Raw genomic sequence first — 14431 nt, 5'->3', positions numbered from 1 at the left:
GCGCTCGAAGCGCATGCGCCGCAGGCGCGAGTCTCGAGCGCTGTTCGCGCGGCCCCCCAGGGGCCGCGCTCGAGCGCGCCAGCGCTCCAAAAACACAGCCCAATACCTTTGTGGTGCACAAAACACCAAGGCAGTTCCGCACGGCTGAGAGCCCTGCAGAGTGACGCACTCGAGTAACCCCCTGTGGCCGAGTTCCCGGCAGACGACGCCCCCCACAGATCAAGCAGAAACCGCCACGGATCGAGCACCCGCCAACGCCGTCGCCCACCAAAACAGTTGATCGAGCATCACTTTCGCCGCAGCCTCGAACCCCTCGGGTTCACGCAGCCGACCATCCTCGTCGAACAACAGGTAATAACGAGGGAACGACACATAATCCCGAACAGTATGTGCGTTGAGTTCGTTGAAAATTTGACGCAGATGTTCGATAGCGAGCACACCCCCGGTTCCCCCGCTGTACCCGACGAACCCGATCGTCTTGCGATCCCACTGAGTGAAGTGCCAGTCGATAGCAGTCTTCAGAGCCGACGGATAACTCCGGTTGTACTCGGGCGTCAGAACAACATAAGCGTCGGCAGCGGCAAGCCGATCGGACAACGCCACCATCCCGGCAGGCCGCGCGGGATCAGGGTCCATCGCAGGCGGCACCGCGGGCAGTTCGGCCGGCAGATCGAACTCCGCCAGATCGATCACATCGACATCGAACCGATCGTCGACCTGCGCGGCGAACCACTCGGCGACCACAGGGCCGAACCGCCCGTCGCGGACGCTGCCAATGATGATCGCGAGTTTCAATGCGGACACGGTTTGCTCCTCGAGTGTTTGGTGCCGGCCCCGATCGGCCGGTGCAACCCAATGTCGTCGCTCGGCGACCTGGCAGGGAGACCACGCTGAGAGTGGTAGTGGCACGGCCACTCTCGGCGGCGCGAGGCTCGGTACCGTCGGTGCGGTGAGCGACAACGAACTCGGTCTGTTCCTGCGAACCAAGCGCGAGTCGGTCTCCCCCGCGGAGGTCGGTCTGCCGGCGGGTGCGCGCAGGCGGACGCCCGGTCTGCGCCGCGCAGAGGTGGCAATGCTGTCGGGTGTCAGCGTGGAGTACCTGATCCGGCTCGAGCAGGGACGCGACCGGCATCCCTCGCCGCCGGTGCTGTCGGCGCTGGCCGAGACGCTGCGGTTGACCCCACGCGAACGGGTGCATCTGCATCAGCTCACCAAGGGCATGTCCGGTTTCAGCTGCGGAGCGGCGGAGAACGGACCCAACCGCACGGTGCGCCCGACTGTCCGCGCGATCCTCGACCAGCTCGAACCCGCGCCCGCCGCGACCACCAATCGGTTCACCGAAGTGCTCGCCTGCACGGAGGGCTACCGCAGGCTGATGGGCCCCAGCGGCCTGTTCGACCAGGGCGAACCCGCCAATATCGCGCGTTTCGTCTTCACCCATCCCGGCGCGCGCGAGCTGTACCCGGACTGGGATCAAGCGGCCGACAAGCTGGTCGCGTCACTCAAACAAGGCCCGTTCCGCGCCGACCCGGTGGTCGCCGCGCTGGTCGACGAGCTCACCGTCACCGCGGGCTCCGCCTTCACCGACCGGCTCGCGCGCCTGCCCGGCCTGCCGCCCTCGGGTGGGATCAACCGGATCAGTCATCCCGAGACCGGTGAGCTGCGGCTGGCCTACGAATCGCTCGATCTGTCCATCGACGACGATCAGCAGCTCTACGTTCTGCTGCCCGCCGACGCGGCGAGCGCCGCCGCTCTGGACGACCTCGTCGGCCGCCGCCCGGGTGGTCTGCGTGCCGTCGCGGGCTGACGTGGTGGTACGCGTGTTTCGCCGTGTCGGTGCCGACCGGTAACCTTGGACATCGTGCATCCTGACGTTATCGCCGACCTCGCCGAACTCGACACCACGCTCAAGACGGTCGAGTCGGTCCTCGATGTCGAGGAGCTGCGCCGCCGCATCGATGAACTCGAGCACCAGGCCGCCGATCCCGAACTCTGGAACAACCAGGAGCACGCCCAGCAGGTGACCAGCGAGCTGTCGCATGCCCAGAGCGAACTGCGCCGGGTGGAAGACCTGCGCCAGCGGCTCGAGGACATGCCGGTGCTCTACGAACTCGCCGAGGCCGAAGAGGGCGCAGCCGCCACCGAGGCCCTCGCCGACGCCGACGCCGAACGGGCGTCGCTGCGCGAGGACATCGAGGCGATGGAAGTGCGCACCCTGCTCTCGGGCGAGTACGACAAGCGTGACGCGCTGGTCAACATCCGCTCCGGTGCCGGTGGTGTCGACGCCGCCGACTGGGCGATGATGCTGATGCGCATGTACATCCGCTGGGCCGAGCGCCACAAGTACAGCGTGGAGGTCTACGACACCTCCTACGCCGAGGAAGCGGGCATCAAGAGCGCCACCTTCGCGGTGAAGTCGCCGTATGCCTACGGCACGCTGTCGGTCGAGATGGGCACCCACCGCCTGGTGCGGATCAGCCCGTTCGACAACCAGGGCCGCCGCCAGACCTCCTTCGCCGAGGTCGAGGTGCTGCCCGTGGTGGAGACCACCGACCACATCGAGATCCCCGACGGTGACATCCGGGTGGACGTGTACCGCTCCTCGGGCCCCGGTGGACAGAGCGTCAACACCACCGACTCGGCGGTTCGCCTGACCCACATCCCCACCGGCATCGTGGTGACCTGCCAGAACGAGAAGTCGCAGCTGCAGAACAAGATCTCGGCCATGCGCGTGCTGCAGGCCAAGCTGCTCGAGCGCAAGCGCCAGGAGGAGCGAGCCCAGATGGACGCGCTCAAGACCAACGAGGGCGCCTCGTGGGGCAACCAGATGCGCTCCTACGTGCTGCATCCGTACCAGATGGTCAAGGATCTGCGTACCAACTACGAGGTCAACAACCCCTCGGCGGTGCTCGACGGTGACATCGACGGATTCATCGAATCCGGAATCCGTTGGCGCATGCGCGAACAGGCCGACGCATAGCCAGCGATTCGCTCGCCGATGGTGTCGTTGTTCACGTTTGACGACGCGCCGTGACCGGCCTGTAACCTTTCTGGTGTGTGTTCGAACGGACCGGAACTGTGCCTGCGCGCGCCCCACGGGGCGACGCGATGAACGCTGTGCTCGCGATGAACGGTGGTACGGAGATCACCGCCTGGCTGCGTTCCAGCGGCCTGGAGATCGTCCTACTAGTCGTCGGGGCGATGCTGTTCGGCCGGTTCGCGGCGTTCGTGCGCGACCGGGTGACCACCAAGATCGATGCCTCGTTCCACTCGAGCGACGCCCTGGTCCGCACCGAGGCGGCCAAGCACCGGCACGCGCTCGCCCAGGTCATCACCTGGGTGGTGCTGACCATCGTGTACGTGCTGGTCGGCATGGAAGTTCTTCGGCGCCTCGGCTTTTCGGTGACCGGCCTCGTCGCCCCCGCGGCGGTGCTCGGTGCGGCGCTCGGTTTCGGTGCCCAGCGCATCGTGCAGGACATCCTCGCCGGGTTCTTCCTCATCACCGAACGCCAATACGGGTTCGGTGACGTGGTGCAGATCGCGGTCACCGGCTCGGCCGACCCGGCCGAGGGCACCGTCGAGGACGTGACCCTGCGCATCACCACGCTGCGCAATGCCGACGGCGAGGTGATCACCATCCCCAACGGCCAGATCGTGAAGGTGACCAACCTGTCCAAGGACTGGGCACGCGCCGCGATCGATGTGCCGGTGTCGGCCCAAGCCGACATCAACAAGATCAACGAGGTGCTGCACGAGGTGTGCACCAAGGCCTACCAGGACGCCCGCCTGAAACCGCTGCTGCTCGACGAGCCTTCGGTGATGGGCGTGGAGGATCTGTCGCTTGACGAGATGAACATTCGGATGGTTGCCCGCACATTGCCAGGCAAACAATTCGAGGTGGGGCGTGAGCTGCGCGTGCGTGTGGCCGCCGCCCTGCGTAAGGAAGGAATCAGTGAAACCGCGTAAGTCCACGGCGATCTTGATCGCCACCTGGGTATCGACCTTCGTCGTCTACCTGTTCGTGAAGCCGGCCGACGGCACGACCACCGAGCCGGTGACCCTGATCAATTCCGTCCCGTCCTGGGTGAATCCCACCCAGTAGCGCCCCGCCGACGTCGTCGGGGCACCCGTCACGAGCAGCCCGCTGGCTACACTGGCTCCTCGTGATCACCATGCGCAACGTTTCCAAGTCGTACAAAACGTCGACGCGGCCGGCGCTGGACAACGTCTCCGTCGAGGTGGACAAGGGCGAGTTCGTTTTCATCATCGGCCCGTCCGGTTCCGGCAAGTCGACGTTCATGCGGCTGCTGCTCAAGGAGGAGGCGCCGACCTCCGGGGAGATCCGGGTGGCCGATTTCCGGGTCGACCGGTTACCGGGGCGCAAGGTACCGAAGTTGCGCCAGCGCATCGGGTGCGTGTTCCAGGATTTCCGGCTGTTGCAGCAGAAGACGGTGGAGCAGAACGTGGCGTTCGCGCTGGAGGTGATCGGCAAGCGCCGTCAGTTCATCGAGCGGACCGTGCCGGAGGTGCTCGACATGGTCGGGCTCGGCGGCAAGGGCAACCGGTTGCCCTCGGAGCTGTCCGGTGGTGAGCAGCAGCGGGTGGCGATCGCGCGCGCGTTCGTCAACCGGCCGCTGGTGCTGTTGGCCGACGAGCCGACCGGCAACCTCGACCCCGAGACCAGCGCCGACATCATGGCGCTGCTGGAGCGGATCAACCGGGTGGGCACCACGGTGCTGATGGCCACCCACGACAATCACATCGTCGACGCGATGCGCAGGCGGGTGGTGGAACTCGACCACGGCAGACTCGTGCGCGACGAGGCGACCGGTGTCTACGGGGTGGGGCGATAATGCGACTGAGTTTCCTGTTCACCGAGGTCGCCGACGGCCTGCGCCGCAACCTGACGATGACCGTCGCGATGATCCTGACCACCGCGGTGTCGTTGATGATGCTCGGCGGCGGCATGCTGTCGGTGCGGATGGCCGACAAGACCGAGAACTTCTTCATCGGCCGCCTCGAGGTGCGCTTCTACCTCGACGATTCGGTCTCCGAGACCGACCCCGACTGCGCCGCCGAGCCGTGCAAGTCCCTGCTGGCCGACATGAAGCAGACCTCCGGGGTGGAGAGCGTCCAGTTCCTCAACCGCGCCGACGCGCTCGAGGAGGCCAAGAAGCTGTTCGAGGATCAGCCGGAGATGGTGCAGTACATCGCCGACTCTCCCCTGCCCGCCTCGCTGCGGGTGAAGATGACCGACGCCGACCAGTACCAGCACATCTACGATGCGTTCGCGACCCGGGAGGGCGTGCGGATCGTCGCCAACGACAAGGAGTTCGTCGACCGGCTGGTGAGCCTGTTCGACGGTTTGCGCAATGCCGCGTTCGGTCTGGCGCTGGTGATGGCGCTGGCCGCGATGCTGCTGGTGCTCAACATGGTGCAGATCGCGGCGTTCACCCGGCGCACGGAAGTCGGCATCATGCGCCTGGTCGGTGCGACGCGCTGGTATACGCAGCTACCGTTCCTGCTCGAGGCGGTCGCGGCCGCCTTCGTCGGTTCGGTGCTGGCCGTCCTCGGCTTGGTGATCGCGCGTCCGCTGGTGATCGACCGGGCGCTCGGCCCGCTGTTCGACAGCAATGTGTTCCCGCGCATCACCGGTGACGACATCGCGGTGGTCGCTCTGACCATCGCACCCGTCGGCATCGTCTTCGCCGCCGTCACCGCCTATCTCACACTGCGGTTCTACGTACGCGAATGAGTTCGGCGCCGCCCTGGACGTCCGGGGCGGCGCGAGAACGGTCGGCCGACCACGGTCGGTGGTGCCGCCCGAGGCGTGTCGGCCTAACGGCTCGCACTCGGTGCGCCGCTGTTCGCGAGACTGGCGTCGAGCTGGGCGGCGAGGCGCGAACGCTGACGGTCGAGGTCGGCGATGCGGCGGTCCAGTTCGGCCGTCCGATCGGCCATGATGCGCACCGATTTCTCGCAGGCCTGGACCGGTCCGTCGTGCTCGGCGCACGGGAGCAGGTCGGCGATCTCCTCGGTGTTCAGGCCCGCCGCCAGCAGGTCCCGGATACGGGCTACTCGGGCGACCGCTGCCTCGGGATAGCTGCGATAGCCGTTGGTGTCGCGGCGCGGATGCAGCAGACCCTGTTCCTCGTAGTAGCGCAGCAGCCGGGTGGCGACCCCGGTGCGGTGCGCGAGTTCGCCGATCAGCATGTGATCACCGGCACGTTCGGCTTGACCTTCACACCCATGTCAATCCCTAACGTCGCCGTCATGACGACAATTCCGCTGCACACCACCGTTCACGGCTCCGGCCCCGGCATCGTGCTCGCCCACGGCGCGGGCGGTGGCATCGAGAGCAATTTCGGCTCCGTGATCCCCGCGCTCGCCGCCGGTCACACCGTGGTCGCCTCGGACTACCCCGGCGACGACACCCCGTTGACCCTCGACGCCCTCGCCGACGCGCTCGTCGCGGCCGCCGTCGACGCGGGCATCGAGACCTTCACCATCGTCGGTTTCTCCCTCGGCACCGCGGTGGCCGTGCGTGCCGCCGCCCGCCATCCCGAGCGCGTCACCGGGCTGCTGCTCACCGCGGGCCTGGCCACACCCGACCATCGCGCCCGCCTCGCCGTGCAGGCCTGGCAGGACCTCCTCGACCGGGGCGCCCACGAGGCGTTCGCCCGCCTGGTCCTGCTCACCGGCTTTTCCACCGACTTCGTGAACGGTCTGCCCGCCGCCGTCGTCGACGATGTCGTCCGCCAGACCGCCGCCGCGATCCCCGGCGGGACCCGCGCGCAGGCCGCGCTGGTCGAAACCGTCGACACCACCGCCGATCTCGCCGCGATCGCGGTGCCGACGCTCGTCGTGGCGACCACCGCCGACCTGCTCGTCGACTCGGCGAACTCACGAACCCTCGCCGCCGCGATCCCGGGCGCGGAATACGCGGAGATCGCGGCCGGGCATGTGGTCATGGTCGAGCGGCCCGAGGAGTGGCAGAAGCTGCTGACCGACTTCCTGGACCGGCACGGCCTCTGAATCCCGCGACCTGAGCGAGTCAGCCGAGATTCCGCAGCTCCGGCCACACCTGTGACCAGGGACGAAGTGGATTTCCGCAGAGGAACATCGGTTCGCCCTGTTCGTCGTTGTCGATCCCCAGGCCGTTGTCGAGAACGCCCCGGGGTTCGACGCTCGCACAGAGGCCGGTGAGCCGGGCGCGATCGATGCCGACGGTGAGGACTTCGGTCGCCGTATCGGGCGGCGGTCCCCACCACCAGTAGGCGTTGTGGCCGGAATGCGGTGTCGGCAGGTCGTATTCGGTGCCGAAGTGTTCGATGGCGCCCGCTTCGCCGTAGTTGGCGGTGAGGATCGAAGCGCCGGGCGGATGGGCGGCGGCGATCTGTTCGACATAGCGTGGCCAGCCGATGGTTTCGCCCGCGTCGTAGTTGATCGCCAGGGTCGGCGAGTGTGGGATCGCCTCGATGGGTAGCACCGGAAGGAACAGTGAGGCGGACATGACCGCGTTGAGCGCGATCACGGAAGTCGCTGCGAACCAGCGTTTTCCGGCCTGTCCGAGCCAACCGGCCAGGCCGACCGATCCGGCCGCGAGCAGCACGGGATACATCCCGCCGAGGTAGTAGGCCTTGCCGCCGGTCACGAGGAACAGCACGAACAGCAGGACGTAGGCCACCGCGAACGCGCGGTACCGCGAATGCCACAGCCGCCACAGCCCGTAGACCCACAGCGGCACCAGCAGCGGCCCGAACAAACCGAACTGCAAGAGCACGAACATGATCGGCGAATCCGAGGTCCCAGACGATCCGCCCGCGATGGCCCGGCTCAGCTCCCACTGCGGCCAGCCGTTGCGCGCCTGCCACCACAGATAGGGCAGGGTCAGCAGCGCGCCGACCACGACCGCACACGGAAAGAACTTGGTGGCGAACACCTTTCGCTGCCCGGTGAGCAGTAGGGCCACCACGAGCGCCACGACCGGCACGATCAACAGCACCTTGTTCAGCAATCCGACACCGACGAGCACGCCGATCAGCAGCCACCAACGGGGATCACCGGTCGTGTCGCCGTCGACCACTACCGAAGAGGACGACGAGTCCCCCTTCGCCCGAAGCAGTTTCAGCACGATCAGGCAGACCAACGACCATACAGCGAGGTCGAACACGGTCGTGGTGAGCAAGTGCCCGACGCCCTGCACCAGCGCCGCGCTCGCGACCGCCGCGGCCGCCAGCACCCGCGCACCACGCCCACCACCCAACTCCCCCGCCATCCAGCCCGCGCAGACGCCAACCACCGCCGCCGCGACGATCGAGGGCAGCCGGAGCACCCACAGCGCGTCGGGGTCGACCGCCGACATCACCCGCGCGAGCAGCGGCACGAACGGTGGTTGATCCGGATAGCCCCAGGCCAACCGCCTACCCGCCGCGAGGAAGTACAGCTCGTCGCGGTGATAGCCGTAGCGGCCCGAGGTCACCAGCAGGACGAGGGCGAACACCGATACCAGGACGCGCACCTGTGCAGCGTGACAGAATCCGGCGATTTCCCGGTTCGTCCTTGCACTTCTTACTCCGGAGTAAGATAGTCTTACCGGAGAGTAAGATAGTGGGGCCACGGAGCGTCCCGACAGCCGAGGAAATCAGGTGATGATGAGCACTCGAGACAGCGCGACGAAGCGACGTCCGAACGACACGTCCGCGGTCGGCCTCAACCAGCCCAAACGGGACTGGATGGGCGCTGCGATGCGCGCATTGACGACCGTGACCGGGTCGGAGTTCGCCGGCAAGTACAAGCTGCGCAAGCCCATCGAACGCATCACCTACGAGGGCACCAAGACCGGGTTCCGGACTCTTGGCGCGGCGACCCGCACCTTCGGCAAGGTCACCGGCGGCGGCGAGCCCAAGCGACTACCCGACAACGAGGCCAAGACCAAGGACTACTTCGACCTCACCCCCACCGACGATCAGAAGATGATCGTCGAAACGGTGAAGGATTTCGCCGGGGAGATCCTGCGCCCGGCCGCCTACGAAGCCGACGCGGCCGCCAAGGCCCCGCGCGATCTGCTCGATCGCGCCGCCGAACTCGGCATCACCCTGATCAACGTTCCCGAGGAGCTCGAGGGCGCGGCCGCCGAGCGCGGCGCGGTCACCAATTCGCTGGTGGCCGAGGCCCTCGCCTACGGCGACATGGGTCTCGCGCTGCCGATTCTCGCGCCGAGCGGGGTGGCCGTCGCGCTGTCGCAGTGGGGCACCGACGCCCAGCAGCGCACCTACCTGCCCGCCTTCACCGGCGAGAACGTGCCGCAGGCCTCGGTGGTCATCAGCGAGCCGCGCGCCCTGTTCGACCCGTTCGCCCTGCAGACCAAGGCCACCCGCTCCCCCAGCGGCTACCGCCTCAACGGCGTGAAGAGCCTGGTCCCGGCGGCCGCCGACGCCGAACTGTTCCTGGTGGCGGCCGAGCTCGACGGACGCCCGGCGCTGTTCATCGTCGAGTCCGACGCGGCGGGCCTGGTGGTGGAGGCCGACCCGAGCATGGGTCTGCGCGCCGCCGGTCTGGGTCGGCTGATCCTGGACAACGTCGCGGTCGGCACCGACGCGATCCTCGGCGACGGTGACGCCGCCGCCCGCGCGGCCGAGTACGCCGACGCCGTGCAGCTGGCCCGCCTCGGCTGGGCCTCGCTCGCGGTCGGCACCGGTCAGGCCGTGCTCGACTACGTGATCCCCTACGTCAACGAGCGTGAGGCGTTCGGCGAGCCGATCTCGCACCGCCAGGCGGTGGCGTTCATGGTCGCCAACATCGCGATCGAACTCGACGGTCTGCGCCTGGTCACCCTGCGCGGCGCCTCGCGCGCGGAGCAGGGCCTGTCGTTCGCCCGTGAGGCGGCGCTGGCGCGCAAGCTCGCCACCGACAAGGGCATGCAGATCGGCCTCGACGGCGTGCAGTTGCTCGGCGGCCACGGCTTCACCAAGGAGCACCCGGTCGAGCGCTGGTATCGCGATCTTCGTGCCATCGGCGTCGCCGAGGGCATCGTGCTGGTGTAGCGGCCGCTTTTCTTACCTTCCAGGAGACTTCCCATGATCAATCTCGAACTCCCCAAGAAGCTGAAGGCGAGCGCCAACCAGGCCCACCAGGTCGCCGCCCAGATCTTCCGTCCGATCTCGCGCAAGTACGACCTCGCCGAGCACGCGTACCCGGTCGAACTCGACACCATGTCGGCCATGGTCGAAGGCCTCGCCGACTCGGGCACCCAGCAGATCGGCGGCGCCTCCGGCGGCCGTGGCGACACCGCGACCGACCTGCTGACGGCCAACGCCAACGGCGGCAACATGTCGTCGCTGATGAACACCCTCGAAACCGCGTGGGGCGATGTCGGCCTGCTGCTGACCATCCCCTACCAGGGCCTCGGCAATGCCGCGATCGCCGCGGTAGCCACCGACGAGCAGCTGGAGCGGTTCGGCAAGGTATGGGCCTCGATGGCCATCACCGAGCCGTCGTTCGGTTCCGACTCGGCCGCCGTGTCGACCACCGCCGTCCTCGACGGTGACGAGTGGGTGCTCAACGGCGAGAAGATCTTCGTCACCGCCGGTGAGCGGTCAACCCACATCGTGGTGTGGGCGACGGTGGACAAGAGCCTCGGCCGGGCGGCGATCAAGTCGTTCGTCGTCCCGCGTGACGCTCCTGGTCTTTCGGTGGCGCGGCTCGAGCACAAGCTCGGCATCAAGGCCTCCGACACCGCGGTGCTGCTGCTGCAGGACTGCCGCATTCCGAAGGACAACATCCTCGGTTCGCCGGAAGTGAACGTGGAGAAGGGTTTTGCCGGGGTCATGCAGACCTTCGACAACACCCGCCCGCTGGTGGCCGCGATGGCCATCGGTGTCGCCCGCGCCGCGCTCGAGGAGCTGCGCACCATCCTCACCGAGGCAGGCGTCGACATCTCCTACGACACCCCCGCGATGAACCAGCACGCCGCGGCGGCCGAATTCCTGCGGATGGAAGCCGATTACGAGGCGGCCTACCTGCTCGCCCTGCGCGCGGCGTGGATGGCCGACAACAAGAAGCCGAACTCGCTCGAGGCCTCGATGTCGAAGGCCAAGGCGGGCCGCACCGGCACCGACGTCACCCTCAAGGCGGTGGAACTCGCAGGCGCGCTCGGCTATTCGCAGCGCCTGCTCCTGGAGAAGTGGGGCCGCGACTCGAAGATCCTCGACATCTTCGAAGGTACTCAGCAGATCCAGCAGCTGATCGTGGCCCGGCGCATCCTCGGCAAGACCAGCGCCGAACTGAAGTGATCGGATAGCGAAACCGGTGCGGATCATACAGATCCGCACCGGTTTCGTATTCGTAGCTCACCTCGACGAACCCGGAGACTCCCAGTTCAAGCCGGCAGCTTCGGCCGCTTCGCCCAGGCGCTTGTCGAAGGTCACCAATGCCGTCAGATCGGCGGCGAGCTCCAGCGCGGTCGCGAGATGGATCGCATCGAGGCTGCGGATCGACGGCGGTGACACCGCAGCGGCATTCGCCCGCACAATCGGATCGATCTCCACGCGGTCCACCCGTGCCAGCACGGCGGGCACATTGATCAAATCCGCGGGCGCGGCCACCCGGACCGCCCGGACGAGTTCCACCTCGGCCAGCGCTGAAGTCAGCCACGCCATCTCGGTTCGCTCGCCGAGCCAATCGAGCAGCGCATCGGTCTCTGCCTCCCGGTGGACCAGCTTCACCAACGCGCCCGTGTCGAAGTACAGCATCAGTAGCGTTCGCCGTCCCTGAGGTCCTGCAAGGCGGCGCTGACAGCGTTGTCGCTATCGGTGTCGGTCGAGCCACGGCGCAGCTGCGCCAGCAACTCAGCACGTCCTTGTGTAGCCGGACGTGCCCGGCGTTGCGCGATGAGCCTGGAGCGCACATCGCCATCCGGGTCGACCGGAACGATGCGTCCGATAACACGTCCACGCTCGGTGATGTCCACCGATTCCCCCGACTTCACCAGCGCGAGACACCGAGCCGTGTGGTGCGAGAGTTCACGAACTGGAACAGTAGCCATAGCTTAAGTGTGACACTTTTTTGTAAAACATGCTTGAAGCGGTCGGTCGGCTAAGCCGGCCGACCGGTGGCGAGAAGAAGCAGGTCGATGGCGGGGGCTTTGATGTCTTCGGGGCCTTCGCCGTAGGTCCAGTCGGTGTCGGTGGCGGTCAATCGGGTTGCGCGGAAACGTTTCTTGGCACCGTAGAAGCGGCTGGCGATGGTGTAGTCGAGGGCGGGGACGACGCGGTCGACGGGCGTTTCGTAGGGGCGGGCGAGGGGGCGGGCGATGTCTTGGCCGTGGACGATGATGTCGACCAGGGGGTCGAGGACGCCGGCGCCTGGTGCGCGGCGGGTCGAGTCGGCGAAGGCGCGGAGTTCGGTGAGCAGTTCGGCCGGGGTGTGGCGGGCGGCGCGGGTGGTGGCCAGCTCGGCGTTCATCCGGTTCCAGTTGCCCTTGGCGCGCAGGACGGCAACGAGGGTCTCGCGCAGGGTGTCGGTGGTGCTGACGTGGGCGAGGACGTCGTGGATCGTCCAGCCGGGGCACAGTGACGGGGTGGCCCATTCGCCGGGGGTGAGGTCTTCGAGAAAGTCGGCGAGGGCGAGCCGTTCGGCTCGCACCCAGTTCTGCACCTGCGCGTCGTCCATGACCATGTCTCCCATTCGTCGTCCGCTACCGGTACCGACGACGTAGCGGCCCGAAACTCATCGACGTGCGATGATTCCCACCGTGGGGAAGAACTCGAAGCCGAATGCCGTGATGATCCTCGGCGTGGCCGGTGGCGTGGCGATCGGTTTGCTCGCCGCGAACTGGAGTGCGATGCGGGCGGTCGTCTACGCGGTGATCTGGCTGGTCGCGGCGGGGATTCTGCTCTATCGGCAGCGCCGGGAAGCAGCGGAGAAGACCGCCGAACGGGAGTGACCTCAGATGGTTGCCGTGTCGTCGGCGTGGAGGCGGCGGTCCAGGCGGTGCGGGTTCACGTCGAGCAGCGCCCGATCCCAATCGGCCAGATCGGCAGCGGCGGCGTAGGTCGTATCGAGGAAGCGCAGGAGGGTGGCGTCGGGGTCGTCCGACTCACGAACCACCTCGTACGGCAGGACGAACTCGCCGAGTGCCGCGTCCCAGTGCGCGCCGTCGGGTCCCGCGGGCCGCGACGAATATCCGTCGGGGGCGGGATAGCTGTAGGCGTAGAACATGCCTTCGGTGCCGCCGGGCCAGAAACCCGCGCTGGCGCATTCACGCGAATACGCCTCCTCCATCACCCAGTTCGCGCAGTTGGGCGCCCCGCCGGGATGCGTCGGCGCGCTACGCCCGGAGAAGCGGGTGCACGCCAGGTCGAGTGAACCCCAGAACAGATGCACCGGGCTGGACTTTCCGGCGAAGCCTGCTCGCCACAGCTGGAACACCCGATTCGCCTGCACGAGTTGCTGCCAGTAGACGCCGACCGCATCGGCGTCGTAGGACTGATGAACGGTGTCCTCGGCGAACGGGATCGCGGGGTCGACCTCGTTCGGTGAGGCCTCGATCTCGACCGTGATGCCCAAGCGCCCGAGCACCTCGACGAGCTCGGCGTAGAAGTCGGCGACCGTGCGTGGTCGCAGCGCGAGCGTGGCCCGGCGTCCGTCGCTGGTGCGCAGCACGAGTTCGTGTGCGGCGAAATCGAATTCGATGTCGAGAATGCGGCCGTCGACCGGAATGGCGCCGGTGGTCAACCCCCGCGCGCTGACCGTGAACGTGACGTTCCACCAGTGGTTGATCAGCGGCGTGCCCGCCATCTTCAGCTTGCCGACGATCTGCGACCACATGTGCAGGGTGTCGCGGGTATCGGACCAGGTGTCGACCTTCAATGCGGGCCAGCGGGCCTTCTCCGGTGTCAGTCGAGCCATCGGGTTCTCACTCCTTCGGTACGCGGCGAGCGGTCGGATTCCGTGGAGCAGCCTCATCCTACGGCGAGTCGGCACTTGTCTGAGACCCTGGGTCTCATATAACGTGCGAGCTGCGCCACACGAAGGAGACACCGCTGATGCTGTCGACAGTCAAGAACACCGCGACCGATCCCGAGTACCACGAGATCCTGCGCAACCTGTCCGAAGGCTCGGTGAACCGGCACTTCGATCCCTATGTCGACATCGATTGGGATTCGCCCGAGTTCGCCGTGCACAGCGACGACCCGCGCTGGATCATGCCCGACGAGGACCCGCTCGGCCGTCACCCCTGGTACAAGGCGCAACCGCTCGAGAAGCAGATCGCCATCGGGATGTGGCGCCAGGCCGGTATCGCCAAGGTCGGCCTGGATTTCGAGCAACTGCTCATCCGCGGCCTCATGCAGTACCTGATCTCGGTGCCCAACGGTGATCCGGAATTCCGGTACGTCACGCACGAGGCTGCCGAAGAGTGCAACCACAC

Annotated in this window: 18 protein-coding genes; 11 read left to right on the top strand and 7 right to left on the bottom strand. The window is 67.1% G+C overall.

Annotation, left to right across the window (positions count from 1 at the left end):
• Positions 1-219: 219 nt before the first annotated feature.
• Positions 220-804 carry an NADPH-dependent FMN reductase gene (locus ACSVDM_RS30540; protein ID WP_439269137.1) on the bottom strand — a complete coding sequence of 195 codons (585 nt, stop codon included), beginning with the start codon at positions 802-804 and terminating at the stop codon, positions 220-222.
• 145 nt (positions 805-949) lie between these two features.
• On the opposite strand from ACSVDM_RS30540, the gene ACSVDM_RS30535 reads away from it, so the two are divergent.
• The 6 genes from ACSVDM_RS30535 to ftsX all read left to right on the top strand — a co-directional run bounded on the left by ACSVDM_RS30535 (position 950) and on the right by ftsX (position 5755).
• Positions 950-1807, top strand: a complete 858-nt coding sequence (locus ACSVDM_RS30535) for a helix-turn-helix transcriptional regulator (RefSeq protein WP_439269136.1) — start codon at positions 950-952, stop codon at positions 1805-1807.
• Between the two features lie 54 nt (positions 1808-1861).
• The gene (gene prfB, locus ACSVDM_RS30530) at positions 1862-2980 is read left to right on the top strand and encodes a peptide chain release factor 2 (RefSeq protein WP_067491755.1); all 1119 of its coding nucleotides are present in this window, start codon (positions 1862-1864) and stop codon (positions 2978-2980) included.
• A 128-nt stretch (positions 2981-3108) separates the two neighbouring features.
• Positions 3109-3966, top strand: coding sequence for a mechanosensitive ion channel family protein (locus tag ACSVDM_RS30525; protein WP_225278974.1), 858 nt, complete (start codon positions 3109-3111; stop codon positions 3964-3966).
• Positions 3953-4102: a hypothetical protein gene (locus ACSVDM_RS30520; RefSeq protein WP_157102088.1), complete on the top strand. Its 150-nt coding sequence runs from the start codon at positions 3953-3955 to the stop codon at positions 4100-4102. The genes ACSVDM_RS30525 and ACSVDM_RS30520 overlap by 14 nt, the downstream gene beginning before the upstream one ends.
• A gap of 70 nt (positions 4103-4172) precedes the next feature.
• Positions 4173-4853 carry a cell division ATP-binding protein FtsE gene (gene ftsE / locus ACSVDM_RS30515; RefSeq protein WP_210740346.1) on the top strand — a complete coding sequence of 227 codons (681 nt, stop codon included), beginning with the start codon at positions 4173-4175 and terminating at the stop codon, positions 4851-4853.
• Complete coding sequence (ftsX, locus tag ACSVDM_RS30510) at positions 4853-5755, top strand: permease-like cell division protein FtsX (protein WP_067491644.1); 903 nt, start codon at positions 4853-4855, stop codon at positions 5753-5755. Before ftsE ends, ftsX begins: the two co-directional genes overlap by 1 nt.
• Before the next feature lie 83 nt (positions 5756-5838).
• Here the strand turns inward: ftsX and ACSVDM_RS30505 are convergent, their stop codons facing one another.
• Positions 5839-6213 (bottom strand): MerR family transcriptional regulator, encoded by a 375-nt coding sequence (locus ACSVDM_RS30505; protein WP_439269135.1) that lies wholly within the window; start codon positions 6211-6213, stop codon positions 5839-5841.
• Between the two features lie 60 nt (positions 6214-6273).
• Here ACSVDM_RS30505 and ACSVDM_RS30500 point away from each other — a divergent pair, with 60 nt between their 5' ends.
• Entirely contained in the window at positions 6274-7035 is a 762-nt protein-coding gene (locus tag ACSVDM_RS30500; protein ID WP_439269134.1) for an alpha/beta fold hydrolase, read from the top strand.
• Positions 7036-7054: 19 nt separating this feature from the next.
• Here the strand turns inward: ACSVDM_RS30500 and ACSVDM_RS30495 are convergent, their stop codons facing one another.
• Positions 7055-8521 (bottom strand): glycosyltransferase family 39 protein, encoded by a 1467-nt coding sequence (locus ACSVDM_RS30495; RefSeq protein WP_439269133.1) that lies wholly within the window; start codon positions 8519-8521, stop codon positions 7055-7057.
• 127 nt (positions 8522-8648) lie between these two features.
• Between ACSVDM_RS30495 and ACSVDM_RS30490 the strand changes: the two genes are divergently transcribed.
• Together ACSVDM_RS30490 and ACSVDM_RS30485 are read left to right on the top strand one after the other, a co-directional pair.
• Positions 8649-10046: an acyl-CoA dehydrogenase family protein gene (locus ACSVDM_RS30490; protein WP_372462137.1), complete on the top strand. Its 1398-nt coding sequence runs from the start codon at positions 8649-8651 to the stop codon at positions 10044-10046.
• A 33-nt stretch (positions 10047-10079) separates the two neighbouring features.
• Positions 10080-11294, top strand: a complete 1215-nt coding sequence (locus ACSVDM_RS30485; protein WP_439269132.1) for an acyl-CoA dehydrogenase family protein — start codon at positions 10080-10082, stop codon at positions 11292-11294.
• A 57-nt stretch (positions 11295-11351) separates the two neighbouring features.
• On the opposite strand, the gene ACSVDM_RS30480 is transcribed toward ACSVDM_RS30485, so the two are convergent.
• From ACSVDM_RS30480 to ACSVDM_RS30470, 3 genes are read right to left on the bottom strand one after another with little or no spacing between them, the layout of a single operon-like run.
• Positions 11352-11753: a type II toxin-antitoxin system VapC family toxin gene (locus ACSVDM_RS30480; protein ID WP_439269131.1), complete on the bottom strand. Its 402-nt coding sequence runs from the start codon at positions 11751-11753 to the stop codon at positions 11352-11354.
• Positions 11753-12046, bottom strand: coding sequence for a type II toxin-antitoxin system Phd/YefM family antitoxin (locus ACSVDM_RS30475; RefSeq protein ID WP_157104801.1), 294 nt, complete (start codon positions 12044-12046; stop codon positions 11753-11755). Before ACSVDM_RS30475 ends, ACSVDM_RS30480 begins: the two co-directional genes overlap by 1 nt.
• Positions 12047-12096: 50 nt before the next feature.
• Complete coding sequence (locus ACSVDM_RS30470; RefSeq protein WP_439269130.1) at positions 12097-12687, bottom strand: maleylpyruvate isomerase family mycothiol-dependent enzyme; 591 nt, start codon at positions 12685-12687, stop codon at positions 12097-12099.
• A gap of 67 nt (positions 12688-12754) precedes the next feature.
• Here ACSVDM_RS30470 and ACSVDM_RS30465 point away from each other — a divergent pair, with 67 nt between their 5' ends.
• Positions 12755-12946 carry a hypothetical protein gene (locus tag ACSVDM_RS30465; protein WP_439269129.1) on the top strand — a complete coding sequence of 64 codons (192 nt, stop codon included), beginning with the start codon at positions 12755-12757 and terminating at the stop codon, positions 12944-12946.
• Positions 12947-12948: 2 nt separating this feature from the next.
• Here the strand turns inward: ACSVDM_RS30465 and ACSVDM_RS30460 are convergent, their stop codons facing one another.
• The gene (locus ACSVDM_RS30460) at positions 12949-13911 is read right to left on the bottom strand and encodes a DUF5996 family protein (RefSeq protein WP_439269128.1); all 963 of its coding nucleotides are present in this window, start codon (positions 13909-13911) and stop codon (positions 12949-12951) included.
• A gap of 137 nt (positions 13912-14048) precedes the next feature.
• Here ACSVDM_RS30460 and ACSVDM_RS30455 point away from each other — a divergent pair.
• Positions 14049-14431, top strand: a 383-nt coding sequence (locus ACSVDM_RS30455; protein ID WP_439269127.1) for a diiron oxygenase, incomplete at its 3' end; no start/stop codon positions are given.

It is taken from the genome of Nocardia sp. JW2, assembly GCF_051843015.1.
GTDB lineage: Bacteria > Actinomycetota > Actinomycetes > Mycobacteriales > Mycobacteriaceae > Nocardia > Nocardia coubleae.
Note: the sequence above shows the minus strand (reverse complement) of the source record. Positions and strands in the feature narration are given on the sequence as shown.

What these genes read in the sequence shown, in the direction of transcription:
- ACSVDM_RS30480 (WP_439269131.1), bottom strand. Translation starts at nt 11,753, where the DNA reads ATGCTGTACTTCGACACGGGCGCGTTGGTGAAGCTGGTCCACCGGGAG.
- ACSVDM_RS30525 (WP_225278974.1), top strand. Translation starts at nt 3,109, where the DNA reads ATGAACGCTGTGCTCGCGATGAACGGTGGTACGGAGATCACCGCCTGG.
- ACSVDM_RS30470 (WP_439269130.1), bottom strand. Translation starts at nt 12,687, where the DNA reads ATGGGAGACATGGTCATGGACGACGCGCAGGTGCAGAACTGGGTGCGA.
- ACSVDM_RS30500 (WP_439269134.1), top strand. Translation starts at nt 6,274, where the DNA reads ATGACGACAATTCCGCTGCACACCACCGTTCACGGCTCCGGCCCCGGC.
- ACSVDM_RS30475 (WP_157104801.1), bottom strand. Translation starts at nt 12,046, where the DNA reads ATGGCTACTGTTCCAGTTCGTGAACTCTCGCACCACACGGCTCGGTGT.
- ACSVDM_RS30485 (WP_439269132.1), top strand. Translation starts at nt 10,080, where the DNA reads ATGATCAATCTCGAACTCCCCAAGAAGCTGAAGGCGAGCGCCAACCAG.
- ACSVDM_RS30505 (WP_439269135.1), bottom strand. Translation starts at nt 6,213, where the DNA reads ATGCTGATCGGCGAACTCGCGCACCGCACCGGGGTCGCCACCCGGCTG.
- ACSVDM_RS30460 (WP_439269128.1), bottom strand. Translation starts at nt 13,911, where the DNA reads ATGGCTCGACTGACACCGGAGAAGGCCCGCTGGCCCGCATTGAAGGTC.
- ftsE (WP_210740346.1), top strand. Translation starts at nt 4,173, where the DNA reads ATGCGCAACGTTTCCAAGTCGTACAAAACGTCGACGCGGCCGGCGCTG.
- ftsX (WP_067491644.1), top strand. Translation starts at nt 4,853, where the DNA reads ATGCGACTGAGTTTCCTGTTCACCGAGGTCGCCGACGGCCTGCGCCGC.